Annotated in this window: 23 protein-coding genes and 1 tRNA gene; 10 read left to right on the top strand and 14 right to left on the bottom strand. The window is 63.7% G+C overall.

What is annotated here, in order from left to right; all coding sequences use genetic code 11:
* Positions 1-321 precede the first annotated feature (321 nt).
* Both FYB76_RS06530 and FYB76_RS06525 read left to right on the top strand, forming a co-directional pair.
* Positions 322-801, top strand: coding sequence for an SWIB/MDM2 domain-containing protein (locus tag FYB76_RS06530; RefSeq protein WP_088756262.1), 480 nt, complete (start codon positions 322-324; stop codon positions 799-801).
* A 341-nt stretch (positions 802-1142) separates the two neighbouring features.
* Positions 1143-1550, top strand: a complete 408-nt coding sequence (locus tag FYB76_RS06525) for a hypothetical protein (protein WP_154133071.1) — start codon at positions 1143-1145, stop codon at positions 1548-1550.
* A 70-nt stretch (positions 1551-1620) separates the two neighbouring features.
* Here FYB76_RS06525 and FYB76_RS06520 read toward each other — a convergent pair whose 3' ends face one another.
* On the bottom strand, positions 1621-3348 hold the full coding sequence (locus tag FYB76_RS06520) for a proline--tRNA ligase (RefSeq protein ID WP_154133070.1): 1728 nt from the start codon (positions 3346-3348) through the stop codon (positions 1621-1623).
* A 226-nt stretch (positions 3349-3574) separates the two neighbouring features.
* Between FYB76_RS06520 and FYB76_RS06515 the strand changes: the two genes are divergently transcribed.
* Positions 3575-4165 (top strand): RNA pyrophosphohydrolase, encoded by a 591-nt coding sequence (locus tag FYB76_RS06515; RefSeq protein WP_154133069.1) that lies wholly within the window; start codon positions 3575-3577, stop codon positions 4163-4165.
* Positions 4166-4170: 5 nt separating this feature from the next.
* Positions 4171-4749: a CNP1-like family protein gene (locus FYB76_RS06510; protein WP_154133217.1), complete on the top strand. Its 579-nt coding sequence runs from the start codon at positions 4171-4173 to the stop codon at positions 4747-4749.
* Between the two features lie 165 nt (positions 4750-4914).
* On the opposite strand, the gene proB is transcribed toward FYB76_RS06510, so the two are convergent.
* From proB to rplU, 4 genes are all read right to left on the bottom strand, one after another.
* A complete protein-coding gene (gene proB, locus FYB76_RS06505) occupies positions 4915-6033 on the bottom strand; it encodes a glutamate 5-kinase (protein WP_154133068.1) in 1119 nt (372 codons plus the stop codon).
* 116 nt (positions 6034-6149) lie between these two features.
* Entirely contained in the window at positions 6150-7259 is a 1110-nt protein-coding gene (gene obgE, locus FYB76_RS06500) for a GTPase ObgE (RefSeq protein WP_008334622.1), read from the bottom strand.
* 202 nt (positions 7260-7461) lie between these two features.
* Positions 7462-7719, bottom strand: coding sequence for a 50S ribosomal protein L27 (gene rpmA / locus FYB76_RS06495; RefSeq protein ID WP_006713216.1), 258 nt, complete (start codon positions 7717-7719; stop codon positions 7462-7464).
* Between the two features lie 48 nt (positions 7720-7767).
* A complete protein-coding gene (gene rplU / locus FYB76_RS06490) occupies positions 7768-8079 on the bottom strand; it encodes a 50S ribosomal protein L21 (RefSeq protein WP_006713215.1) in 312 nt (103 codons plus the stop codon).
* A 347-nt stretch (positions 8080-8426) separates the two neighbouring features.
* Between rplU and ispB the strand changes: the two genes are divergently transcribed.
* Both ispB and FYB76_RS06480 read left to right on the top strand, forming a co-directional pair.
* The gene (gene ispB, locus FYB76_RS06485; RefSeq protein WP_186450175.1) at positions 8427-9377 is read left to right on the top strand and encodes an octaprenyl diphosphate synthase; all 951 of its coding nucleotides are present in this window, start codon (positions 8427-8429) and stop codon (positions 9375-9377) included.
* A 16-nt stretch (positions 9378-9393) separates the two neighbouring features.
* Positions 9394-9470: transfer RNA gene (locus tag FYB76_RS06480), tRNA-Pro, on the top strand.
* A gap of 246 nt (positions 9471-9716) precedes the next feature.
* Here FYB76_RS06480 and FYB76_RS06475 read toward each other — a convergent pair.
* The 9 genes from FYB76_RS06475 to FYB76_RS06435 form a co-directional block, all read right to left on the bottom strand.
* Positions 9717-9974 carry a hypothetical protein gene (locus FYB76_RS06475; protein WP_088755886.1) on the bottom strand — a complete coding sequence of 86 codons (258 nt, stop codon included), beginning with the start codon at positions 9972-9974 and terminating at the stop codon, positions 9717-9719.
* 118 nt (positions 9975-10092) lie between these two features.
* Positions 10093-10356 carry a translation initiation factor IF-1 gene (gene infA / locus FYB76_RS06470; RefSeq protein WP_006713209.1) on the bottom strand — a complete coding sequence of 88 codons (264 nt, stop codon included), beginning with the start codon at positions 10354-10356 and terminating at the stop codon, positions 10093-10095.
* A 509-nt stretch (positions 10357-10865) separates the two neighbouring features.
* Entirely contained in the window at positions 10866-11909 is a 1044-nt protein-coding gene (locus tag FYB76_RS06465) for an ABC transporter substrate-binding protein (RefSeq protein ID WP_154133067.1), read from the bottom strand.
* Complete coding sequence (locus FYB76_RS06460) at positions 11906-13078, bottom strand: FAD-binding oxidoreductase (RefSeq protein WP_088755884.1); 1173 nt, start codon at positions 13076-13078, stop codon at positions 11906-11908. Before FYB76_RS06460 ends, FYB76_RS06465 begins: the two co-directional genes overlap by 4 nt.
* The gene (locus tag FYB76_RS06455) at positions 13075-14526 is read right to left on the bottom strand and encodes an NAD(P)/FAD-dependent oxidoreductase (protein ID WP_154133066.1); all 1452 of its coding nucleotides are present in this window, start codon (positions 14524-14526) and stop codon (positions 13075-13077) included. Before FYB76_RS06455 ends, FYB76_RS06460 begins: the two co-directional genes overlap by 4 nt.
* Complete coding sequence (locus FYB76_RS06450) at positions 14523-14837, bottom strand: (2Fe-2S)-binding protein (RefSeq protein ID WP_154133065.1); 315 nt, start codon at positions 14835-14837, stop codon at positions 14523-14525. Before FYB76_RS06450 ends, FYB76_RS06455 begins: the two co-directional genes overlap by 4 nt.
* Positions 14834-15628, bottom strand: coding sequence for an ABC transporter permease (locus FYB76_RS06445; RefSeq protein WP_154133064.1), 795 nt, complete (start codon positions 15626-15628; stop codon positions 14834-14836). The genes FYB76_RS06450 and FYB76_RS06445 overlap by 4 nt, the downstream gene beginning before the upstream one ends.
* A gap of 3 nt (positions 15629-15631) precedes the next feature.
* Positions 15632-16549 carry an ABC transporter permease gene (locus FYB76_RS06440; protein ID WP_370516314.1) on the bottom strand — a complete coding sequence of 306 codons (918 nt, stop codon included), beginning with the start codon at positions 16547-16549 and terminating at the stop codon, positions 15632-15634.
* Positions 16546-17631 (bottom strand): ABC transporter ATP-binding protein, encoded by a 1086-nt coding sequence (locus tag FYB76_RS06435; protein ID WP_154133063.1) that lies wholly within the window; start codon positions 17629-17631, stop codon positions 16546-16548. The genes FYB76_RS06440 and FYB76_RS06435 overlap by 4 nt, the downstream gene beginning before the upstream one ends.
* Positions 17632-17898: 267 nt before the next feature.
* Between FYB76_RS06435 and FYB76_RS06430 the strand changes: the two genes are divergently transcribed.
* The 4 genes from FYB76_RS06430 (at position 17899) to FYB76_RS06415 (ending at position 22478) form a co-directional block, all read left to right on the top strand.
* The gene (locus FYB76_RS06430) at positions 17899-18756 is read left to right on the top strand and encodes an IclR family transcriptional regulator (protein WP_154133062.1); all 858 of its coding nucleotides are present in this window, start codon (positions 17899-17901) and stop codon (positions 18754-18756) included.
* Entirely contained in the window at positions 18753-19721 is a 969-nt protein-coding gene (locus FYB76_RS06425) for a glyoxylate/hydroxypyruvate reductase A (protein WP_154133061.1), read from the top strand. The genes FYB76_RS06430 and FYB76_RS06425 overlap by 4 nt, the downstream gene beginning before the upstream one ends.
* 173 nt (positions 19722-19894) lie before the next feature.
* Positions 19895-21187 carry an HlyC/CorC family transporter gene (locus tag FYB76_RS06420; protein ID WP_154133060.1) on the top strand — a complete coding sequence of 431 codons (1293 nt, stop codon included), beginning with the start codon at positions 19895-19897 and terminating at the stop codon, positions 21185-21187.
* 151 nt (positions 21188-21338) lie between these two features.
* On the top strand, positions 21339-22478 hold the full coding sequence (locus tag FYB76_RS06415) for a GspE/PulE family protein (protein ID WP_154133059.1): 1140 nt from the start codon (positions 21339-21341) through the stop codon (positions 22476-22478).
* The last annotated feature ends 4 nt before the right edge of the window (positions 22479-22482 follow it).

Here is a 22482-nt window from a genome sequence, read left to right as displayed (position 1 = left end):
CGCTTTTCCCTTCGGTTTTCCAGGCCTGCTCCGGTCTCTGCGGATGCGTTTTCTGCCCGCGTCACGCGCACGAAAACATGCCCTTCTTTCATCGCTTTTCCTTCACCTCCGAGATCGCCAAAGCAGCCCTTTTCCGGACTTGTGCGATCCGCCGCGATCCCTTTACCGGCGCGGCTTGACGGCGGATCGGGGCGGCTCGTTGTTTCCTGGCGCTTTCACTGGAAAATCCGCTAAAAAATACTTGCGTGGCCGTGCAAAGAGCACCACTATTAGCGGTGCGTAAATGACGCATTCATCTCATTCTTGTGAGGAGTCTTTCCGATGGCCACAGCAAAAAAAGCAGCAGCCGCAGTAAAGAAGCCAGCAGCAAAACCCGCAACCAAACCTGCCGCCAAAGCAGCCGCCAAACCGGCCGCCAAAGCCGCCGCTCCCAAGGCAGCAGCCAAGCCTGCAGCAAAGGCAGCGCCGAAAGCCGCACCGAAGGCAGCTCCCAAGGCAGCCGCTCCCAAGAAGGCCGCAGCAAAACCCGCCGCCAAGCCCGCAGCAAAACGTACTCCCAATGCCGCCTTCATGAAGCCGCTGACGCCGTCGGCTGCCCTTGGCGAAGTGGTCGGCGCCAAGCCGCTGCCGCGCACGGAAGTGACCAAGAAGGTCTGGGAATACATCAAGAAGCACAAGCTGCAAAACGCCGAAAACAAGCGCAACATCGATGCCGACGACAAGCTCAAGGCAATCTTCGGTGGCAAGAAGCAAGTCACGATGTTTGAAATGACCAAGCTGATCTCGGCTCACCTGAGTTGATCGACGCCCGCGGTTTGCAAGCGACTTGCAAACAAAAACGCCCGCAGATGTCATGCGGGCGTTTTTGTTTCCGGATGTTTCAGAGCGGGCCGGCTTGCTCGCCGGCTTTCCTCTTGTCTGACGCCTCTTGCAGCGCTTCTCTGATGGCCAGCAGGCCTGTCACCGCCTACCATGGCGGTTCTGCAGGGTGTGGCACCGGCCGCAAAGGCCGGTTTCAGCGTTCCAGCTCACATCGTCACCGGCAGAACTGAATAAAAGAACCGAAAACCGGAAACCGGGTCTATCCCTGTGCCATCCACTGATGAGCCTGGACGCTCATGACCAAGAGAAAGGAAATGACCATGCCAAACCAATCCGCCACCCTGCGTCACCAACTGCTGCGTTCGGCCAGCGCCCTCGTGATCGGCCTGGCCGCCCTGGGCGGTGCATCGCACGTGTTCGCTGCGGGCAAGGCCGGCAATTCGGAATACCAGCAGCAGATCGCCGCCTGCAAGAGCGGTGCCTCCACCGAAGACCGCGCTACCTGCCTGCGTGAAGCCGGCGCCGCCCAGCAAGCCGCTGCACGCGGCACGCTGACCGATCCTGGTGCCGACCAACTGAAGGAAAACGCCCTGCGCCGCTGTGAGGGCCTGCCGCAATCGGACCGCATCGATTGCGAGAAGCGCGTCAACGGCCAGGGCAACAGCGAGGGCAGCGTCGCCTCGGGCGGCATCCTGCGCGAAACCGTGACCATCGTCCCGGCCAAGTAATTTCGCTCTCCCCAAAAGCAAAGGCGGACGCCCATGGCGCCCGCCTTTGTCATTGCAGCCTGCGCAAAGATCAGGCAGCCAGCTTGCCCTGGATGAAGGCCAGCGCCTCGGCCAGCGGCACCTGGGTGGCTTCGGCATCGCGGCGACCCTGGTACTCGATGTTGCCATCCTTGAGGCCACGGTCACCGACGACGATGCGATGCGGCACGCCGATCAGTTCCCAGTCGGCGAACATGGCGCCCGGACGCTCGCCACGATCATCCAGCACCACATCCACACCGGCTTCGGTCAGTTGCGCGTACAGCTTGTCGATCTCGGTCTTGACGGCTTCGCTGCGGTCATAGCCCATGGGGCAGAGCACCACTTCAAAGGGCGCAATCGAGGTCGGCCAGATGATGCCGCGGTCGTCGAAATTCTGTTCGATGGCCGCGCCCAGGATACGGGTCACGCCGATGCCGTAGCAGCCCATCACCAGCGGTTGCGGCTTGCCGGACTCATCCAGGTAGGTTGCCTTCATGGCTTCGGAATAGGTGGTGCCCAGTTGGAACACGTGGCCCACTTCGATGCCGCGCTGGATCGCCAGCACACCCTTGCCGTCCGGGGAAGCATCGCCTTCGACGACGTTGCGGATATCGGCCACCAGCGGCTCGGGCAGGTCGCGGCCCCAGTTGGCACCGGTGAAGTGGAAATCGGCTTCGTTGGCACCGCAGACGAAATCGGCCATGTTGGCCACCGTGCGGTCGGCCACCACCTTGACCGGCTTCTTGGTCCCGATCGGGCCCAGGTAGCCCGGCGGCGTGCCGAACCACTCGACGATTTCGGCTTCATTGGCGAAGCGGTAGGTGGACAGGCCCGGGATCTTGCTGGCCTTCACTTCGTTGAGCTCATGGTCGCCGCGCAGCAGCAGCAGCCAGATTTCCTTCTTGGCCGGATCTTCGTTGTCCACTGCCAGCACGATGGATTTGACGGTGCGCGCCAGCGGCAGGCCCAGCAGTTCAGCCACGGCCTCGCACTTGGACTTGCCGGGCGTGGCGGTCTTTTCCAGCGCCTGGGTGGCGGCAGCGCGGCTGCTGTCCACGGGCAGCGCTTCGGCCGCTTCCATGTTGGCGGCGTAATCGGAGGTGGGGCAATACACCAGCGCGTCTTCACCGGTGGCGGCGATGACGTGGAATTCGTGCGAACCGGAACCGCCGATGGCACCGTTGTCGGCTGCCACGGCGCGGAACTCCAGGCCGAAGCGGGTGAAGATGCGCACGTAGGCGTCATACATGGCCTGGTAGGACTTCTTCAAGCCATCGACATCGCGGTCGAAGGAGTAGGCATCCTTCATCGTGAATTCACGGCCGCGCATGAGGCCGAAACGCGGGCGGCGCTCGTCGCGGAACTTGGTCTGGATGTGATAGAAGTTGACCGGCAATTGCTTGTAGCTGCGCAGCTCGGTGCGGGCCACGTCGGTGACCACTTCTTCCGAAGTCGGCTGGATGGCGAAGTCGCGGCCATGGCGATCTTTCACGCGCATGAGCTCGGCGCCCATCTTGTTCCAGCGGCCGGTTTCCTGCCACAGCTCGGCCGGCTGCACGACCGGCATCAACAGCTCGACGGCGCCGGCGCGGTTCATTTCCTCGCGCACGATGGCTTCGACCTTGCGAATCACGCGCAGACCCATGGGCATGTAAGTGTAGATGCCAGCCCCCAGACGCTTGATCATGCCGGCACGCATCATCAGCTTGTGGCTCACGATTTCAGCGTCGGACGGGGCTTCTTTCAGGGTGGAAATAAAAAAACGTGAGGCGCGCATGACGGTCGGTTCTTTTTAAAAAGAGGAGGGTTATAATCGTTCCAATTTTAAAGGATTAGCTGGCTGATGCGCCCTTTCTTTGCAGATTTGCTCCTAGTTTCAATGACATCCGTGCATCGATGTGATTGCTCCTGACCGCCTGGCGTACCGGCTTTGCCGCGTACGCCCGCAGTCGCATGAGCCTGCCTGAAAGGGACTTCCAGCCGCAGAAAGTTTGAGGATCACCATGCTGGATCGAGAAGGCTTCCGCCCGAACGTCGGCATCATCCTGCTCAACGCCAATAACGAGGTGTGGTGGGGCAAGCGCGTACGCGAGCACTCCTGGCAATTCCCGCAAGGCGGCATCAAGCACGGCGAGACCCCCGAACAGGCGATGTTCCGGGAACTGGAAGAAGAGATCGGCCTGCGTGCCGAGCACGTCAAGATCATCGGCCGCACCCGTGACTGGCTGCGCTACGAAGTCCCCGATCATTTCATCAAGCGTGAAGTGCGCGGCCATTACCGCGGCCAGAAGCAGATCTGGTTCCTGCTGCGCATGGTCGGGCGCGATTGCGATGTCAACCTGCGCGGCACCTCGCATCCGGAATTCGATGCCTGGCGCTGGCATGACTACTGGGTGCCGCTTGATGTGGTCATCGAGTTCAAGCGCGAGGTCTACCAGCAGGCGCTGCAGGAATTGTCGCGCTTCCTGAATCGTCCGGGCCACGGCCCGCGTCGTGCCGAACAAGCCGGGCGCATTGCGCATCCCCACAAGAATCCGGGCCAGGCTGCACAAGCCCAGCCCTGCAACGGCGCGAGCACGCCGGAAACCAAGTGAGTTCCATGCCCTCTTTCCAGCAACCTGAATCCCCACGCCCCCTGTTTTCCGTGCGCGGCATGCGCCGCGCGGTACTGGCCTGCTCGCTGCTGGCGGCCTGCGCCGGCGCACTGGCGCAGAGCTTCGATGAAGAATTCGACGACGAGGAAAAGCCCTGGCAGGAAATCGCCGTGCAGTTGCCGCCGACTCCCCAGGAGCAGAACCTGGCCGAGTTCTACCTCAGCCCGAATGCCACCATGAAGGCCTACGTCGATACCAACTCGGTCTCGGTCGGCACCGACAAGGTGGTGCGCTACACCGTGGTCACCAAGACCGAAGGCGGTGCGGTCAACGTGATGTACGAAGGCATGCGCTGCGAGACCTGGGAAAAGAAGACCTACGCCTTCGGCCATCCCGATGGCAAATGGTCGCGCTCGCGTCGCGACAAGTGGCAGCCGATCCGCGATATCGGCGTCAATCGCATCGATGGCGCGCTGTTCAAGGATTATTTCTGCGAAGGCAAGATCATTGCCGACAATGAGAACGTCAAGAGCATCGTCAATCGCCTCAAGACGCAGACACGTATTGATCCTGTGCGTCGCTGATCGGTTTGCCGGTCTGAAGCACCCGATAAAAAACGCGGCCTCGGCCGCGTTTTTTGTTACCTACACGAAATAATTTATATCTTATATATCTTATATATCTTATATATCTTATATATCTTATATATCGTATAAATCATTACCATCGCGCAACGTGATGCATCGCCTTCACAGCAGCACCAGGTTATCCCGATGCACCAGTTCCGGCTCCTCGACGAATCCCAGGATGGCCTGGATCTCCGAGGAAGGATGGCGGATGATGCGGCGCGCGTCCGAGCTGTTGTAGTTGCTCATGCCGCGCGCGATGGCGCGGCCGCTCTCGTCCACGCAGGTAATCACGTCGCCCCGGCCGAACTCGCCCGAGACCTCCACCACGCCGATGGGCAGCAGCGACTTGCCTTCCAGGCTCAGCTTCTGCACCGCGCCGGCATCGAGCACCACGCGGCCGGCGGTCTTCAGGTGATCGGCCATCCATTGCTTGCGCGCGGTCAGTTGCGCGGTCTCGGCGTTGAGCTGGGTACCGATGGCTTCTCCCGCAGCCAGGCGCGTGAGGACCTGCTCCTCACGGCCCCAGGCGATCACGGTATGCGCGCCGGAGGTGGCGGCGCGCTTGGCGGCCAGGATCTTGGTCAGCATGCCGCCACGGCCAATGCCGGTACCGGTGCCGCCTGCGATGAGTTCCAGCGAGGCGTCGCCCGCGCGCGCTTCGGAAATGAGGGTGGCCGTCGGATCCTTGCGCGGATCGGCGGTGAACAGGCCCGGCTGGTCGGTGAGGATGATGAGTGCTTCGGCTTCGATCAGGTTGGCCACCAGGGCGCCCAAGGTATCGTTGTCGCCGAACTTGATCTCGTCGGTGACCACCGTGTCGTTCTCGTTGATGACCGGCACCACGCCCAGTTGCAGTAGGGCGAACAGGGTGGAGCGGGCATTGAGGTAGCGTTCGCGGTCAGCCAGGTCGGCGTGGGTCAGCAGCACCTGCGCGGTGTGCAGGTCGTGCTTGCGGAAACTGGTTTCGTAGATCTGCGCCAGGCCCATCTGGCCGACAGCCGCACAAGCCTGCAGGTGATGGATGCCGGTCGGGCGCTTGTCGAAGCCCAGGCGCTGCATGCCTTCGGCCACCGCGCCCGAACTCACCAGCACCACTTCCTTGCCGAGCGCGCGCAGTTGCGCGATCTGTTCTGCCCAGCGGGCGATGGCGTTGGCGTCCAGGCCCTTGCCATCATTGGTGACCAGGGAAGAGCCAACCTTGATGATGAGTCGCTTGGCGCGTTGAATGACCGATTGCATAGTGTTCCGGGTTCTGATTCTTCTGGGAGCGGTCGGAAAATCCGACAGGCAGAGATGATAGCCCGAACCGCCCCCGCGCGCAGCCCCAAGAAGGATCAGGGCCGCGGCGCAATGAATCAGTCCAGGACCTTGAAACGCGGATCGTCCGGATCGATGCTGGAGATGGCGCGGGCTTCCTCGGTCATCTGGGTTTCTTCCGAGCGGTGCTCTTCGGCGCGCTTGGTTTCCAGATACTTGTAGATCTCGTTGATGAGCTCTTCGCAGCCATCACGATTGAGCGCCGAAATCTCGAAGACCGGACCCTTCCAGCCGAAGCGCTTGACGAAATCCTTCACGCGCTTGGCACGCTCGGCCTCGGGCACCACGTCCAGCTTGTTCAGGACCAGCCAGCGCGGCTTGTCGAACAGGGACTGGTCGTACTTCTTCAGTTCCTGCACGATGGCCTTGGCTTCCTTGACCGGATCGACTTCATCATTGAAGGGGGCCAGGTCGACGATGTGCAGCAGCAGGCCGGTGCGCTGCAGGTGGCGCAGGAACTGCACGCCAAGGCCAGCACCATCGGCCGCACCTTCGATGAGGCCGGGGATATCGGCGATCACGAAGCTCTTTTCGTGGCTCACGCGCACCACGCCCAGGTTCGGGTGCAGGGTGGTGAAGGGATAGTCGGCGATCTTCGGACGGGCGTTGGAGACGGCCGTGATGAAGGTCGACTTGCCCGCATTGGGCATGCCCAAGAGGCCCACATCGGCCAGCACCTTCAGTTCCAGGCGCAGCTCGCGGCGCTCGCCTTCCTTGCCTTCGGTCTTCTGACGCGGGGCGCGGTTGGTGGAGGTCTTGAAGTGGATGTTGCCCCAGCCGCCTTCGCCGCCCTTGGCCAGCATCACGGTCTGGCCGTGGAAGGTCAGGTCGGCGATGTGTTCGCCGGTGTTGATGTCGACGATGAGCGTGCCCACCGGCATGCGCAGGTAGACGTCATCGGCACCCTTGCCGTAGCAGTCCGAGCCACGGCCATTTTCGCCGCGACCGGCGCGGTGCAGCTTGGCGTAGCGATAGTCGATCAGGGTGTTGACGTTGCGGTCGGCCACGGCCCAGATGGTGCCGCCCTTGCCGCCGTCGCCGCCGTCGGGACCGCCGAAGGGGCGGAATTTCTCGCGGCAGAAGCTGGCGACGCCGTTGCCGCCATCCCCTGCCACGACTTCAATACGTGCTTCGTCGATGAATTTCATGATTTGGACGCCTCATGGGTCATGGGAGCCGCTAACAAAACGTCGATGCATCCTCGGTCCTGGTCAGGACCCATCCCGGCGCTTCCGACGGAAGGCTGGGCTCGGCGCTTTGTTGACGGCTCTTCAAAAATCAAAAAGGCTCCACCACCGGCAGAGCCTTTTTTATGCCTGGTTTCCGGGCGAACCCGGATGACAGGAACGCTTACGCCGTAACGACGGTAGCGTATTGACGCTGTTGCAGGCCCTTGACAACGAACTTGACCTTGCCGTCCTTCAGGGCGAACAGGGTGTGGTCCTTGCCGACGCCGACGTTTTCGCCAGCGTGGACGCGGGTGCCGCGTTGACGGACGATGATGCCGCCAGCGTTGATCACTTGGCCGCCATAAACCTTGACGCCCAGGCGTTTCGATTCTGAGTCACGGCCGTTGCGCGTAGTGCCGCCGCCTTTTTTGTGTGCCATTTAAAACTCCTTGATGACTTTGGATGAGCAGTTCGTTCAGGTCAACGCTTAGGCGTTGATCGAGACGATTTGCAGTTCGGTGTAGTTCTGACGATGGCCTTGACGCTTTTGGTAGTGCTTGCGACGGCGCATCTTGAAGATGCGGACCTTGTCATGGCGACCTTGTGCTACCACAGTAGCCAGCACCGTAGCACCTGCGACCAGCGGCGCACCGAACTTCACGGTTTCGCCTGCGCCCACTGCGAGCACTTGATCCAAAGTGATTTCGGAGCCAATGTCAGCCGGTATCTGTTCTACTTTGAGTTTTTCGCCAGCAGCAACTTTGTATTGTTTGCCGCCGGTTTTTATGACCGCGTACATGTGAAACCTCACGAATGAATGAATAAGAACGATTTTTCCCTTGCCGCGCCCGTCGAAAACCCATGGCGAAACAGGAAAACCGCAAATTATACAGGCACTTAGCCGCACGGTCAAAAGGCTTGACACTTTGGCCGACCTCTGTACAACACAGTTTCCGGCAGGACAATGCAAGCGAACTTGCTCGCCTGACAACACCCGGCAACACGGCGGCAATGAAAAACCTGCAGTTCCTGCCCGCATGCTCTTTGGCGTGCTGCCTGCTTGTCATCGTATAATCCCGGTAATAACCATTTCCCACAGGTTCCGCCTTGTCTGCCGCCGTACAAAACGCTTCGCAACAAACTATCATGCATCCGATCGTCGCCGACATGGAGGCGGTCAACGCAGTCATCCGCCGGCAGCTGTACTCGGAGGTGCCGCTGGTCAACCAGGTCGCCGAATACATCATCAGTGCGGGCGGCAAGCGCCTGCGCCCGGTGTTGGTGGTGCTCATCGCCAATGCCTTCGGCTACAAGGGCGAGCATCACCACTCGCTGGCGGCCGTGATCGAATTCATTCATACCGCCACCCTGCTGCATGACGACGTGGTCGACGAGTCCTCGTTGCGCCGTGGCAAGCAGACCGCCAATGCCATGTTCGGCAATGCCGCCTCGGTGCTGGTGGGCGACTTCCTGTATTCGCGGGCCTTCCAGATGATGGTGGCGGTGGGCAACCCGCGGGTGATGGAAATCGTGGCCGACGCCACCAACGTCATCGCCGAAGGCGAGGTGTTGCAGCTGCTCAACATGCACAATCCGGATGTGGACGAAGCCGGCTACCTGCAGGTGATCCGCTCCAAGACGGCCAAGCTGTTCGAGGCCGCCAGCCAGATCGGCGCCCTGATTGCGGGCGCTGACGAAGCCGGCATCGAAGCCGCCGGTGAATATGGCCGCTCCATCGGTACCGCCTTCCAGCTGATCGACGACGTGCTGGATTATTCCGGCAACAGCGCCGAGATCGGCAAGAACGTCGGCGACGACCTGCGCGAAGGCAAGCCCACGCTGCCGCTGATCTGGCTGATGCAGCATGGCACTCCGCAACAGCGCGAACTGGTGCGCACCTGCATCGAGAACGGTGACGAACAGCATTTCGACGAAGTGCTGTCGGCCATCACCCATTCGGGCGCCCTGGCTTATACCCGCGAACAGGCGGAAATCGCCGCCCGGCGCGCTGCGGATGCAATTATTTCACTTCCCGATAGCCAATTCAAAAAATCCCTGTTAGAATTATCGGCTTTCGCAGTAGATCGAAATCACTGACTTAGATCTCACTCGACGGGGTGTAGCTTAGCCTGGTAGAGCGCTACGTTCGGGACGTAGAGGCCGGAGGTTCGAATCCTCTCACCCCGACCAGAATTACCTTGTAGATCAAGGACAAAAAAGCCCAGCAGCGATGCTGGGCTTTTTTATTTCCGGATTGCATTTCCGGCCACCACCCAACAAAAAGGCGGAATCCGCGATGTCGCGCATTCCGCCTTTTCATTCACATCGATCTCCGGACCTGCCCGCTCAGCCAGTTTCCTGGCGGGCCTCTTCCGCAAGCTTCATTCAAGTTCCATTTCCCGCCAAACCGGGGCCTTCTCCATGCGGCGGCGCGACTTAGCTGCCCCAATCCCCATCCAGCGTCGGATCAAGATTGTCGATCACCGCCCGCGCCCAGCCCATGCCGCGCTCGACGGCCAGCGCCGCGCTATCAAACCGGCCAGGCAGACGTCGGCGCGGAAACAAGGGCGGCTCCAGCCCGCTGCTGTCGGCGATATGAACTTCGGCAACCTCCCACAGACCACTCGCGCCATGACAGCGCAGCGAAATGTGAAAGCCCTTGTACTGCTCCCGATGAGTGACCGGAGCTTGCATATTGTTTTTCTTTCGCAAAACCGATCATGTGAGCACAGGCCGTCGCCGCAGGCGGGCGGCCGCGAGATGGCAGGCGGCGCACCACGCCCGCAGGCGTGGGAGGGCGCGCCGCGCGTTCTCAGCGGCGGCGGAAACCCGGACGGGGGCCGCTGGGGCCGCGCTGTTCCAGGTGACGGAAGATGATGCGACCCTTGTTCAGGTCGTAGGGAGACAGTTCCAGCGTGACCTTGTCGCCCGCCAGGATCTTGATGAAATTCTTCTTCATGCGACCGGCCGTATAGGCGATCAGCGAATGGCCGTTGTCCAGCGCCACCCGGAAACGGGAGTCGGGGAGGACTTCGGAGACTTGTCCTTGCATTTCGATCAGTTCTTCTTTTGCCATTTTCTCTTTCTTGTGCGTGAGCGCGCGACCTCGACGGAGGAAGGGCTCGGGGATTTGCAATCTCTGGCTTTGACGACTGGCCACGCCAAGGGAGGCCGGGAGCGTTAAGGTCGGAGGACAGTTGAACCCGCTGGCGGCGAGACCGGCAGCGCAGTGTCTTTACTCGGGGAAGCGGATGAAGATGCGAATCACGCGGATTGCAGGGTGCTGGTACGACAAGGCGCGTGGGGATCAGGATTTCCGCTCGGTTCTTGAGCGATCCATACATTATACGCGATTTTTGCCCCTCCCGCCAATGCGGGCCAGAGCGCAGCCTGCTGTGGCTTATCTGCCCCATTGCACAATCGATATCGATTCATCGATGCCACAGATAAACAAAAAACGGCACCGCACGCCTTCAGCGCAAAAAAAACGCCACCGCAAAGGTGGCGCAAAAAACTACCAGAGGTTCTGCAAAGCCGGATAAATCATTGACGCATCCAGTGCTGCAAGCCGTGCAGCGGCATTGCTCAGCGCTCGATGGTGCGGCTCCAGCGGGTATTCCACACGGCGCGATTCTTGTTGATCTCATCCCAGTCCACCGCCCGCGCGGCCTTGACGAAGCCATTCATGCGCGCCTGCTCGGCCGCGGCCGTGCCGCTGACCTGGACCTTGGTATTGGTGGGGTTGTAGTTGCCGTTCTCCAGCGCCAGGGCTTGCGCCTGCGGCGAGAGCAGATAGGCCGCCAGTTCCTGGGCCAGTTGCGGCTCGGTGTTGTTGGCGATCACGCACTGCGCCACCATCAGCACGATGGCGCCTTCCTTGGGCTGCACGTATTCCACGGGCACGCCCTTGCTCTTCAAGAGCGTGGATTGCGTAGGCGTATACGGGAACAGGGCGGCCTCGCCAGTCTGTGCCATCTCGGAAATCTTGGCCGAGTTGGAGATGTACTCCAGCACATTGGGCCCGATGGTCGAGGGCCAGGCCTTGAAGCCGGGATCGACATTGGCGTCGGTGCCGCCCTTGATCTGGTTGAAAGCGAGGAAGGCGTGCAGGCCGAAGGTGGATGAAGGCAGCGACTGGAACACCACGCGCCCCTTGAGCTTGGGGTCCGCCAGGTCGAGCCAGGAGGTCGGCGGCGCCCAGCCCTTCTCGGCATAGACCTTGGTGTTGTAAGCCAGCCCGGTGACGCTGATGGTCACGCCCGTGGCCAGGTCATCCTTGATGTGCGCCACCGGCAGCAGGTTGGCCAGGTTGGGATTGGGCTTCTGCTTCTCGCACAGGCCCATGCCGACGGCGCGATACATCACGCCATCATCCAGGAACATCAGGTGCATCTGCGGCTTGTCCTTGGCGGCCTGGGCCTTGGCCAGGATGTCGGCCGAGCCGCCGGGCACCACGGCGATCTTGACGTTGTACTTCTGCTCGAAGGGGCCGAACACCGCCTGGGAGAAGGTCTTCTCCATGTTGCCGCCATTCATGCCGACGTACAGCGTGCGGGTCTGCGCCTGCACCTGGGTGGCGGTAGCGGCCAGCAACAGTCCGAGGGCAGCGGTGCGGGAAAGCGACATCATGAGATCTTCCTTTCAGGGTGGGAGGACAACAGGTCGACAGCATCAGAACGTGGCGGCAGGAAGCGGCCAATCGAGAAAGCATCCAGCGCAATGGTGCTGCGGCCGTGCAGCACCAGCTCGGCCAGCGCCTCACCGGCCGCCGGTCCGATCTGGAATCCGGCTCCGCAGAACCCGAATCCATGCAGCAGGCCCATCTGCGTGGTGCTGGGGCCGATCACCGGATGCTGGTCCGGCAGGTAGCCTTCCACACCGCTCCAGCTGCGGATGATGTGGACGTGGCGCAGCGCCGGCAGCAAGGCCGCCGCCTGCGGCAGCAGCCCGAGGATGGAATCGTGCGAGGCGCGGGCGCGCAGTTCATCCTGCTCATAGCCGCGACCGCCGCCCAGCACCACGTTGCCGCGCGCCACCTGGCGGCAATAGATGGAGCCGCCCTCCACGCCCAGGCTCCAGGGCAGGAAGTGGGCAATCGGTTCGGTGACCACCATGCTGGGATGGCCGCTGGTCAGGGGCACGGTCTCGCCAAAGGATTGCGCCACCCGATTGGCCCAGGCACCGGCGCAATTGATGAGCACTTCCGCGCGCACCTGCAAGGTGTCGCTACCCTGCCGCGCTTCGGCCACGAAGTCGCGGCCATCGTGGCCTACCTGGAGGACTTCGCAGCGTTCGATGAGGGTAGCGCCCGCCGCTGCGGCTGCGCGCGCAAAGGCCGGCGAGACCAGGCGCGGATTGGCCTGGCCATCTTCCGGACACAGCGAGCCGCCGACCGCCGCGCCCCCCAGCCAGGGACATTGCTGGCGCAGGCGTTCGCCGCTGATGAGTTCGATCCCCAGGCCATAGGGACGGCTCAGTTCGGCATAGGCGATGAGCGACTGCATGTCGGCCTCGCTGCGGGCCAGCTTGAAGTGGCCGCTGCGTTCGTATTCGCCGGTGGTGCCGATCAGTGACTGCAGATCGCCCCAGATCTCATGGGCCCGCTGCGACAGCGGCAGCTGCACTTCGGGCCGCCCCTGGCGACGCACGCCGCCATAGTTGATGCCGCTGGAACGCGCACCGCACAGGTCGCGTTCCAGCAGGGTCACGCGGCGTCCGGCCTTGGCCAGCACCAGGGCAGCCGAGGTACCGACGATGCCGCCACCGATGATGAGGACTTCGGTGTTGAGGCTCTTCATGAGGCATCCTCCTGCGCATGCAGCGCGATCACGCGCGCCGACACCGGCTCGGGCTGGGGCACATGCATGCCCAATGGAATCGGCTTGATCGGAGCCTGGCCGCGCAGGCGTCCGACTTCCTGCACCGGCAGCCCGGCGGCATGTGCCAGGATCTCAGCGGCCGCTGCGCCACACATGCGGCCCTGGCAACGGCCCATGCCAACGCGCGTGAGCGCCTTGAGACGGTTCATTTCGGCCGCGCCTTTCTCGCGCACGGCGGCGCGCAATTCACCGGCGCGGATATTCTCGCAGCGGCAGATCACCAGCTCGTCCGGTGCGGTCGCCGCCCAGCGTTCAGGGAACGGGAAAGCGCGCTCCAGTCCGAGCCGGAAAGCGCCGATGCGCGCCAGCTCGGCTTCGATCTGCGCCACGCGGGCCGCATCGACGGCGATGCCGCGATCCTGCAGCAAGGCCAGCGCGGCGCGTTCACCGGCCAGCTCGGCGGCATCGGCCCCCATGATGCCGGCACCGTCGCCGGCGAGATAGACGCCCGGCACGCTGCTGCGGGTGCTCTTGTCGCGCACCGGCAGGTGCGCGCGCTGCAGGCCGTCGAACTGGAAGCGGCAACCCAGCAGATCAGCCAGTTGCGTTTCAGAACGCAGTGCATAACCGAAGCCGACGGCATCGCATGCAATGCGCTGCTCGGGACCGGGCTTGCCACCCGCGCCTGCCAGGTTCTCGCGGCGCCAGACCAGCGCCTGCACGCGCGCATCGCCTTCCACACGCAGCACCCGCGCGTGCGAATACACCGGCACGCCGTGCAGCTTGAGCCAGGCGAGGTAGTAAATGCCCTTGGCCAGCAGGGCCGGCTGCCCCAGCATGGCGGGCAATGCCGCGATGCGGTCGGCCAGGCTGCTGCTGTCGAGCACCGCCGCCACCCGCGCACCGGCCTTGGCATATTGATAGGCCACCAGATAGAGCAGCGGACCATTGCCGGCCAACACCACCGAGCGTCCGATGGCGCAGCCCTGGAACTTGAGCGCGACCTGCGAGCCGCCCAGCGTGTAGACGCCCGGCGTGGTCCAGCCGGGGAAAGGCAGTACGCGATCAGTCGCACCGGTGGCCACGATGATGTCTTCCCAGGCCAGCGTGGACGCGGATTGCGCGCTGCCATCCATCAGGTCGAGCAAACCCGGCTGGGCATTCCAGACCAGGGTGTTGGGGCGATAGTCGATGGCCTCGCGCAGCGCATGGAAGGTGCTGTGCACCGATTGCGCACGGCTGGCTTCGAAACCATAGAGCGTCTTGCGGCTGCGCAGGAATCCGCGCGGCGGCTGGCGATAGATCTGGCCGCCAGCCTGCGCCGCTTCATCGATGACGATGGGCCGCACGCCGTGGGCCAGCAGCGTCTGCGCCGCACGCACACCGGCCGGGCCGGCACCGACGATGACGGGAGCTGCGCGCGTCATGCGGGTTCCTCCTGGCCGCTGCGCAATTGCATGCCGGCACGGATGAAGGTGGAGCAGGCACGCAGGCGCTCGCCGCTTTCGGTGGCGATCCAGCAATCCTGGCAGGCACCCATCATGCAGAAACCGGCACGCGGCTGGCCGCTGAATTCATTGCGGCGCAGGCTGGCGGTGTTGGTCAGCACGGCGGTCAGTACCGTATCGCCTTCCAGCGCCGTGGCCGGACGGCCGTCCAGGATGAAGCTGACCGCAGCGCGATCGCCTTCGGCCAGCCGCACCAGCTGGGCCTGTGCAGGAGCTGGGGTGTGATTCATGAACGCCCCACCAGTACGCGGTCCAGGCCATAGACCCGGTCCAGGATGATCATGGCCACCGCCGTGATGCCCACCATCAGCGCCGAGACGGCCGCCATCATGGGATCGATGGATTCGGTGGCATACATGTACATGCGCACCGGCAGCGTCACCGTCGAGGGCGAGGTCACGAAGATGGACATGGTGACTTCATCGAAGCTGTTGATGAAAGCCAGCAGCCAGCCACCGGTGATGCCCGGCAGGATCATCGGCAGCGTGATGCGCAGGAATACCTTGGTGCGTGTGGCGCCCAGCGACAGGGCGGCCTGCTCGGCGCTGCGGTCGAAGCCGATGAGCGCGGCCATGATCAGGCGCATCGTATAAGGCGTCACCACCAGCGAATGCGCCAGCACCAGCCAGCCGAAACTGCCGGCGCCGCCGACCACCGAGAACAGGCGCAGCAGCGCCACGCCCAGCACCAGGTGCGGAATGATCAGCGGCGACAGGAACAGGCCCTGCAAGGCGCCGGACCAGCGATGCGGATAACGCACCAGCGCCATGGCCGCCGGAATGGCCAGCGCCGTGGAGATGGTGGCCGCGGCCAGGGCCAGCCAGAGGCTGTTCCAGAAGGAGCTCACGAAATCGGGGAATTCAAACACCGCCTTGAACCAGCGCAGCGAGAATTCCGGCCCGTTCATGGTCAGGGTGTTTTCGGGGGTGAAGGCGATCACGCACACCACCAGGATCGGGGCCAGCGTGAAGAGGATCACCAGCGCATTGAAGCACAATGCAATCGGTCCGTTCTTGTTCATGGTTCAGCCCAGCGCTTTCTTGTAGCGGCGTTCGATCATGCGGTTCCAGCCCAGCATGATGACCAGGTTGGCCACCAGCAGCAGCAGCGCGATGGCAGCGCCCAGCGGCCAGTTCAGTTCGTGCAGGTATTCGTCATAGATGATGGTGGCCATCATCTTCAGGCGGCGTCCGCCCAGGAGTCCCGGAATGGCGAAGGAGCTGGCCGACAGGCCAAAGACGATCAGGCTGCCCGAGAGAATGCCGGGCATGATCTGCGGCAGCACGATACGGCGCAGTACGGTAATGGGCGAGGCGCCCAGCGACAGCGCCGCATTGGCCACGCCACCATCGAGCTTCTGCAGCGAGGTCCAGACCGGAATTACCATGAAGGGCAGCATCACATGCACCAGCGCAATGACGATGGCCGTCTCGGTATAGAGCAGCTTGACCTTGGCAAAACCCAGCGCCACCAGCGTGCCGTTGATGAGACCCTCGGGACCGAGCAGCATGCTCCAGCCGAAGGCGCGCACTACCACCGAGATCATCAGCGGGGCCAGCACCACCAGCAGCATGATGGAGCGCCAGGGCTTGCGCATGCGATTGAGGATGTAGGCCTCAGGCGCGCCGACGACGATGCAGATGAGCGTGACCAGGCCCGAGATCCACAGCGTGCGCCAGAAGATGCCGTAGTAATACGGATCGGTCAGCACGGCCGCGTAATGCTCCAGCGTGAAGGTACCGGCCTTGGGGCCGGTCTCGGCATCATAGGCGTTGAAGGACAGCACGAAGGTCAGCACCAGCGGCACCAGCAGCATCACCGTGCACAGCAGGATGGCCGGGGCCGACATCAGCCAGGGCAGGCTGCGCTGGCCGGGCGCCTTGGCGCCATCGGCGGCACTCACCACGGGCGGTGCCACGGAAGTCGTGCCGGCCGCGCTCATGCCGCCACCCCTTCATCGCTGCGGGCGGTGGAAACCAGGCGCAGGCTGTAGTCGCTCCAGACCAGGCCGACGGCAGCCCCCTGCTCCAGCGCTTCGGCGCCATCGTTGGCCGAGAGCACCGAGAGCAGGCCCAGCGGTGTCTCCACTTCATACATCCATTGGCTGCCGAGGAAGAAGCGGCGCACCACTTCGCCATTGCAGCGGCCCTGGCCGGGGGCAGTACAGCGGATCTTTTCCGGACGCAGGCCCAGCACCACGCGACCACCGCCGCGCAGGCCGGTATCGGTGCTTTCCAGCGACAGCATCATGCCGCCCACGGCGATGTCGGCACGTTCACCTGCGGCACCGACCACCTGGCCTTCGAGCAGGTTGGCCTTGCCCACGAAGGTGGAGATGAAGCGGTTGGCCGGATGTTCATAGACGTTCAGGGGACGGCCGACCTGGGTGATGTGGCCGGCCTCCATCACCACCACGCGGTCGCTGATGGACATGGCTTCGCTCTGGTCGTGCGTGACCATGATGGTGGTGGTACCGACCTTGCGCTGGATGTCGCGCAGCTCGAATTGCATCTCTTCACGCAGCTTGGCGTCGAGGTTGGAGAGCGGCTCATCGAGCAGCAGCACGGGCGGGGCAATCACCAGCGCACGCGCCAGGGCCACGCGCTGGCGCTGGCCGCCGGAGAGTTCGCGCGGGTAACGGGCGCCGTGTTTTTCCAGATGCACGAGCGAGAGGGCCTGCGCCACGCGGTCGCGCTTTTCGGCGGCACCGCACTTGCGCATCTCCAGGCCGAAGGCCACGTTCTGCTCCACCGTCATGTGCGGGAACAGCGCATAGGTCTGGAACACGATGCCCAGGCCGCGCGTGTTGGGCTTGGCGTGCGTGATGTCGCGGCCATCGAGTTCGATGCGGCCGCCGCTGACGGCCTCGAATCCCGCGATCATCTGCAGGGTGGTGGTCTTGCCGCAGCCCGAAGGACCGAGCAGGGAGATGAACTCGCCCTTCTCCACCGTGAGGTTGAATCCCGATACCGCCTGGGTATCGCCATAGAACTTACTGACATTGGTCAGCGTGAGAAATGACATTGCAAGCTCCCTGTCGCAAGGTTCGGGCGCTGCACGGCTGGCGGGCTTGTCGGCCGGCGGGCGCTCCGATGCATACTTTCAATTACGCAACCCCATCGCTTCAGCGATGTGAGCGGCGCGTCTCCTGTTTCGTTATTGATGCAATTTCGGTGCCAATTCTGCTATCGTATTTCGACAGTCGGGAAATTTTTTATATTTATTCCATTCAATGAAATGCATCGGCAAGCGAACCGCCGCCGATTCCACCCAGCAGACAAAGCCCCCCTCATGAGCGAGCACAACGACGAGGCCACGGCCGCCAGCGCCCCCGCCTCCCTGCCGGTCAACGGCATCCAGCGCACCTTCGCGGTGTTGCGCGCCCTGGCCGATGCACCACCGCAAGGCATGCGCGTGACACAAGTGGCCAAGGCCATCGGCCTGACCCAGGGCACCACACACCGCCTGCTGCAATCGCTGGCTGGCGAAGGCGTGGTGGAACAGGATGAGCGCAGCAAGCTCTATCGACTGGGCATGGACCTGTTCGCCCTGGCCGCACGCGCCGGCAATGCGTCGGATGTGCGCAGCCTGTGCCGCCCGGCGCTGCTGCGGCTGTGCGGCAGCCTGGGCGACACGGTCTTCCTGCTGCTGCGCTCGCGCTTCGATGCGGTGTGCGTGGATCGTGTCGATGGCCCCTTCCCGATCCGCGCCTTCACCGGCGACATCGGCGGGCGCGTCGCCTTGGGCGTGGGCCAGGGCGCGCTGGCCATCCTCGCCTTCCTGCCGGAAGAAGAACGCGAGGAAGTGATCCGCTACAACGTGCCGCGCCTGCGCGAGTTCGGGGTCTATGACGAGGTCTACCTGCGCACGGAAATCGAGCGTGTCCGCGAGACCGGCTATGCCGCGCGCCAGGCCGGCCTGCTCGATGGCATGGCCGGGCTGGCCGTGCCGCTCTTCGATACGGGCGGCAACATCGTCGGTGCCTTGAGCGTAGGCACGCTGACCTCGCGCCTGACCGAGGAACGCTTGCCCACCGTGGTGCAGATGCTGCAGCGGGAAGCCACCACCCTGTCGCGCCGGATCAATCCCTTCGACCCGGCCTTGCGTCGCCCCATGCACCAGGCCAATCCCGTGGAGCCACAAGCATGACCGCACCCGCCCCTGCCCTTGCCCCCGTGCTGCTGATCAAGTCCGGCGGCGCTGCCGCGCTGGCCGAGTGGCGCGCCAGCTTCCATGAATTCGCGCCTGAACTGGGCCTTGACGTGCGCGCCTGGGATGATCCGGAAGTCGATCCGGCGCGCGTGCAGTTCGTGCTGGTGTGGCAGCCCGAACCAGGACGGCTGGCGCAGTTTCCCAACCTGAAGGCGATCATCAGTGCGGCAGCCGGCGTGGATCACATCCTTGCTGATCCGCACCTGCCGGAGTTGCCCATCGTGCGCATGGTCACCCCCGAGACCCAGCAGCGCATGGCCGAATTCACGCTCATGAGCAGCCTGATGCTGTTGAAGGACATGCCGCGCATCATCGCCCAGCAGGCGCGCGCCGAATGGCGCGAATTCGCCACGCCCCGCACCGCGCGCGAAACCCGCGTGGGCGTGCTCGGCCTGGGCGCGCTGGGCTTGGCGGCGGCGCGCATGCATGCGGCGGTCGGCTTCGAGACGGCCGGCTGGGCGCGCTCGCCGCGCAGCGAAAAGGGCCTGGCCTGCTTTGCCGGGGCCGACGCCCTGCCTGATTTCCTGGCCCGCACGGATATCCTGATCTGCCTGTTGCCGGAGACCACCGATACCCGCCACCTTATCGATGCCGCGCTGCTGCGCCAGTTGCCGCGCGGTGCCGCGGTCATCAACGTCGGACGCGGCAGCCACGTCTGCCTGCCCGACCTGCTGGCCGCGCTCGACAGCGGCTACTTGTCCGGCGCCGTACTGGATGTGTTCGATGAAGAACCGCTGCCCGCCGAGGCGGCAGTGTGGCGGCATCCGCGCGTGCTGGTCACCCCCCATGCAGCGGCCACGCCCTCGCGCCGCGAGCGCGCCAGGCAGGCGGCAGTGGCCATTGCCGCCATGCTGGGCGGGCTGCCGCCGCCGCATCTCTACGACCGCACCAAGGGTTACTGAAGGGCAAGTCCGGGCGCGGCCGCCACACCGCAGCGCCGCCCGGCTTGCGGGATAAGCCCCCATCGTCTAGACTTTGGCGCTCGCTGGCCGCCCTGGCTTGCCTGTCATGACGACAAGCGAACAGGCCCGCCGACTCCCTCCCATGCGTGAGGGCAACCCACTGACGGCAACGTTTGGATACCGTACCCATATGGGTGCAAGCTCTTGCACTCTTCATTCTCATCCTGCTCTCGGCCTTCTTTTCCATGACCGAGACGGCGCTGATGGCCGCCAACCGCCATCGCCTGCGGCACCTGGCCAAACAGGGCAACCGGGCCGCCATCACCATCCTGTGGCTGCTGGACCGCACTGAGCGGCTGCTCTCGCTGATCCTCATCGCCAACACCGTCATCAATGCGCTGGCCACGGCCCTGGTGACCGCCCTGGCCATTGCCGCCTTCGGCAACCACCAGCGCGTGATCACGGCCGCCACCGCTTTCGTGGCAGCGCTCCTGATCATCTTTGCAGAGATCGTGCCCAAGGTGATCGGCGCCACCCATCCCGAACGCATTGCGCTCTTTACCAGCTTCATCTTGAAACCGCTGATGCGCATCGCCAAGCCGCTGGTGTGGTTCGTCAACATCTTCGTCTCGGCCATCCTCAAGGTTTTGCGCATCAAGACCGGATCGCGCGCGGCCGAGCAGCGCATTTCCCCCGAAGAGCTGCGTTCCATCGTGCTCGAAGGCGGCAGTTTCATTCCGCAGAAACACAAGAGCATCCTGCTGAACCTGTTCGACCTGGAAAAGATTTCGGTGGAAGACGTCATGACGCCGCGCGCCCAGGTCGAGGCCCTGAACCTGGCCGCGCCGGTGGAAGAGATCCTGCACCAGCTGGCTACCTGCTATCACAACAAGCTGCCGGTATTCGAGGGCGAAATCAACCACATCGTCGGCATCCTGCATGTGCGCAAGACGGTCTCGCTGTTCCGCCAGGAAGACGACATCACCCACGACGACATCCGCGCCCTGCTCTCGGCCCCGTATTACGTGCCGGTGGAAACGGATGTCTTCACCCAGCTGCAGTACTTCCAGGAGAACCACGAACGCCTGGGCATCGTGGTCGATGAATACGGCGAGGTGCAGGGGCTGGTGACGCTGGAAGACATCATCGAAGAGATGATCGGCGAATTCACGACCTCCTCGCCCGGCTCCTCCGGCGAAGGCTTCGGCTGGGACAAGGACGGCAGCTGCCTGCTCGAAGGCAGCACCACCCTGCGCGACATCAACAAGCGCCTGGGCCTGAAGCTGCCGCTGGATGGCCCCAAGACCATCAACGGCCTGCTGCTGGAGACCCTGCAGGACATTCCCGAAGCCGCCGTGTCCGTCAAGATCGACGGCTGCGTGATCGAGATCGTGCAGGTACAGAACCAGGCCATCCGCATGGTCAAGCTCATTGCCTTGCCGTCGAAAGTGAAGGCACAGGACTGAGCCGGCGCCGCGCCTTGCGGGCCGGCATCGAACTCCACCGATTTTGTCCCGCGCAAACGGGCGGCCCGCTTTTCGGGCGGCCGCCGCGCGTGGGAGACTTGCCCTCCCTGTGCGCTGCCCTGCGGCAGCGCCCCTGCGCGCGAGGTCTCCCATGCTGCACACTCCCGACACGGCCGTGGCCGATGATGATGTTCCCGTGGTGCGCCTGCTGCACAAGCTGCTGGCCGATGCGGTCGACATGGGCGCGTCCGACCTGCATTTTGAACCCTTCGAACATCTCTTCCGCGTGCGCCTGCGCCTGGATGGCGTGCTGCACGAGCTGGCGCAGCCGCCGCTGAGCTTGCGTGACAAGCTGGCCACGCGCCTGAAGATCCTGGCGCGGCTGGATATCGCCGAGAAGCGCCTGCCCCAGGACGGCAAGATGCGCCTGGCGCTGGGCGAACGCAGCGTCGATTTCCGCGTCTCGACGCTGCCCACGCAGTTCGGCGAAAAGATCGTGCTGCGCATCCTCGATACCGCCCAGGCCGCCCTGTCGATCAGCGACCTCGGCTATGAACCGGCCCAGCAGGAAGCCCTGCTGCAGGCCATCAGCAAGCCGCACGGCCTGGTCCTGATGACCGGGCCGACCGGTTCCGGCAAGACCGTCTCGCTGTATGCCTGCCTGCAGCGCCTGAACCAGCCGGGCGTCAACATCGCCACCGCCGAGGATCCGGTGGAGATCAACCTGCCCGGCATCAACCAGGTCAGCATCAACGAGCGCGCCGGACTGGACTTCGCCCTGGCGCTGCGCGCCTTCCTGCGCCAGGATCCGGATGTGCTGATGGTGGGCGAGATCCGCGACCTGGAGACCGCCGACATTGCCGTCAAGGCCTCGCAGACCGGACACCTGGTGCTCTCCACCCTGCATACCAACGACGCCCCGGCCACGCTCACGCGGCTGCTCAACATGGGCGTGCCGGCCTACAACATCGCGGCATCGGTCAACCTGATCGTGGCCCAGCGGCTGGTGCGCAAGCTGTGCCGCTGCCGCCGACCGGCCGGTGGCACGCCGGCCACCTTCGTGCCGCACGGCTGCCCGGCCTGCAACCAGACCGGCTTTCGCGGACGCACCGGCATTTACCAGGTCATGCCGGTGAGCGCGGCCATGCAGTCGCTCATCCTGAGCCAGGCGGGGACGCTGGAACTCAGCCGGCAGGCGCAAGCGGAGGGCATCATCGACCTCCGACGGGCGGGGTTGCTGAAGGTCTTGCGCGGCGACACCAGCATGGGAGAGATCCTTGCCTGCACCTGATCGC

It is taken from the genome of Herbaspirillum sp. CAH-3, from assembly GCF_009668275.1.
Lineage (GTDB): Bacteria > Pseudomonadota > Gammaproteobacteria > Burkholderiales > Burkholderiaceae_D > Herbaspirillum > Herbaspirillum aquaticum.
This window is presented reverse-complemented; position numbering and strand designations above follow the sequence as displayed.

What these genes read in the sequence shown, in the direction of transcription:
- FYB76_RS06530 (WP_088756262.1), top strand. Translation starts at nt 322, where the DNA reads ATGGCCACAGCAAAAAAAGCAGCAGCCGCAGTAAAGAAGCCAGCAGCA.
- FYB76_RS06525 (WP_154133071.1), top strand. Translation starts at nt 1,143, where the DNA reads ATGCCAAACCAATCCGCCACCCTGCGTCACCAACTGCTGCGTTCGGCC.
- FYB76_RS06520 (WP_154133070.1), bottom strand. Translation starts at nt 3,348, where the DNA reads ATGCGCGCCTCACGTTTTTTTATTTCCACCCTGAAAGAAGCCCCGTCC.
- FYB76_RS06515 (WP_154133069.1), top strand. Translation starts at nt 3,575, where the DNA reads ATGCTGGATCGAGAAGGCTTCCGCCCGAACGTCGGCATCATCCTGCTC.
- FYB76_RS06510 (WP_154133217.1), top strand. Translation starts at nt 4,171, where the DNA reads ATGCCCTCTTTCCAGCAACCTGAATCCCCACGCCCCCTGTTTTCCGTG.
- proB (WP_154133068.1), bottom strand. Translation starts at nt 6,033, where the DNA reads ATGCAATCGGTCATTCAACGCGCCAAGCGACTCATCATCAAGGTTGGC.
- obgE (WP_008334622.1), bottom strand. Translation starts at nt 7,259, where the DNA reads ATGAAATTCATCGACGAAGCACGTATTGAAGTCGTGGCAGGGGATGGC.
- rpmA (WP_006713216.1), bottom strand. Translation starts at nt 7,719, where the DNA reads ATGGCACACAAAAAAGGCGGCGGCACTACGCGCAACGGCCGTGACTCA.
- rplU (WP_006713215.1), bottom strand. Translation starts at nt 8,079, where the DNA reads ATGTACGCGGTCATAAAAACCGGCGGCAAACAATACAAAGTTGCTGCT.
- ispB (WP_186450175.1), top strand. Translation starts at nt 8,427, where the DNA reads ATGCATCCGATCGTCGCCGACATGGAGGCGGTCAACGCAGTCATCCGC.
- FYB76_RS06475 (WP_088755886.1), bottom strand. Translation starts at nt 9,974, where the DNA reads ATGCAAGCTCCGGTCACTCATCGGGAGCAGTACAAGGGCTTTCACATT.
- infA (WP_006713209.1), bottom strand. Translation starts at nt 10,356, where the DNA reads ATGGCAAAAGAAGAACTGATCGAAATGCAAGGACAAGTCTCCGAAGTC.
- FYB76_RS06465 (WP_154133067.1), bottom strand. Translation starts at nt 11,909, where the DNA reads ATGATGTCGCTTTCCCGCACCGCTGCCCTCGGACTGTTGCTGGCCGCT.
- FYB76_RS06460 (WP_088755884.1), bottom strand. Translation starts at nt 13,078, where the DNA reads ATGAAGAGCCTCAACACCGAAGTCCTCATCATCGGTGGCGGCATCGTC.
- FYB76_RS06455 (WP_154133066.1), bottom strand. Translation starts at nt 14,526, where the DNA reads ATGACGCGCGCAGCTCCCGTCATCGTCGGTGCCGGCCCGGCCGGTGTG.
- FYB76_RS06450 (WP_154133065.1), bottom strand. Translation starts at nt 14,837, where the DNA reads ATGAATCACACCCCAGCTCCTGCACAGGCCCAGCTGGTGCGGCTGGCC.
- FYB76_RS06445 (WP_154133064.1), bottom strand. Translation starts at nt 15,628, where the DNA reads ATGAACAAGAACGGACCGATTGCATTGTGCTTCAATGCGCTGGTGATC.
- FYB76_RS06440 (WP_370516314.1), bottom strand. Translation starts at nt 16,549, where the DNA reads ATGAGCGCGGCCGGCACGACTTCCGTGGCACCGCCCGTGGTGAGTGCC.
- FYB76_RS06435 (WP_154133063.1), bottom strand. Translation starts at nt 17,631, where the DNA reads ATGTCATTTCTCACGCTGACCAATGTCAGTAAGTTCTATGGCGATACC.
- FYB76_RS06430 (WP_154133062.1), top strand. Translation starts at nt 17,899, where the DNA reads ATGAGCGAGCACAACGACGAGGCCACGGCCGCCAGCGCCCCCGCCTCC.
- FYB76_RS06425 (WP_154133061.1), top strand. Translation starts at nt 18,753, where the DNA reads ATGACCGCACCCGCCCCTGCCCTTGCCCCCGTGCTGCTGATCAAGTCC.
- FYB76_RS06415 (WP_154133059.1), top strand. Translation starts at nt 21,339, where the DNA reads ATGCTGCACACTCCCGACACGGCCGTGGCCGATGATGATGTTCCCGTG.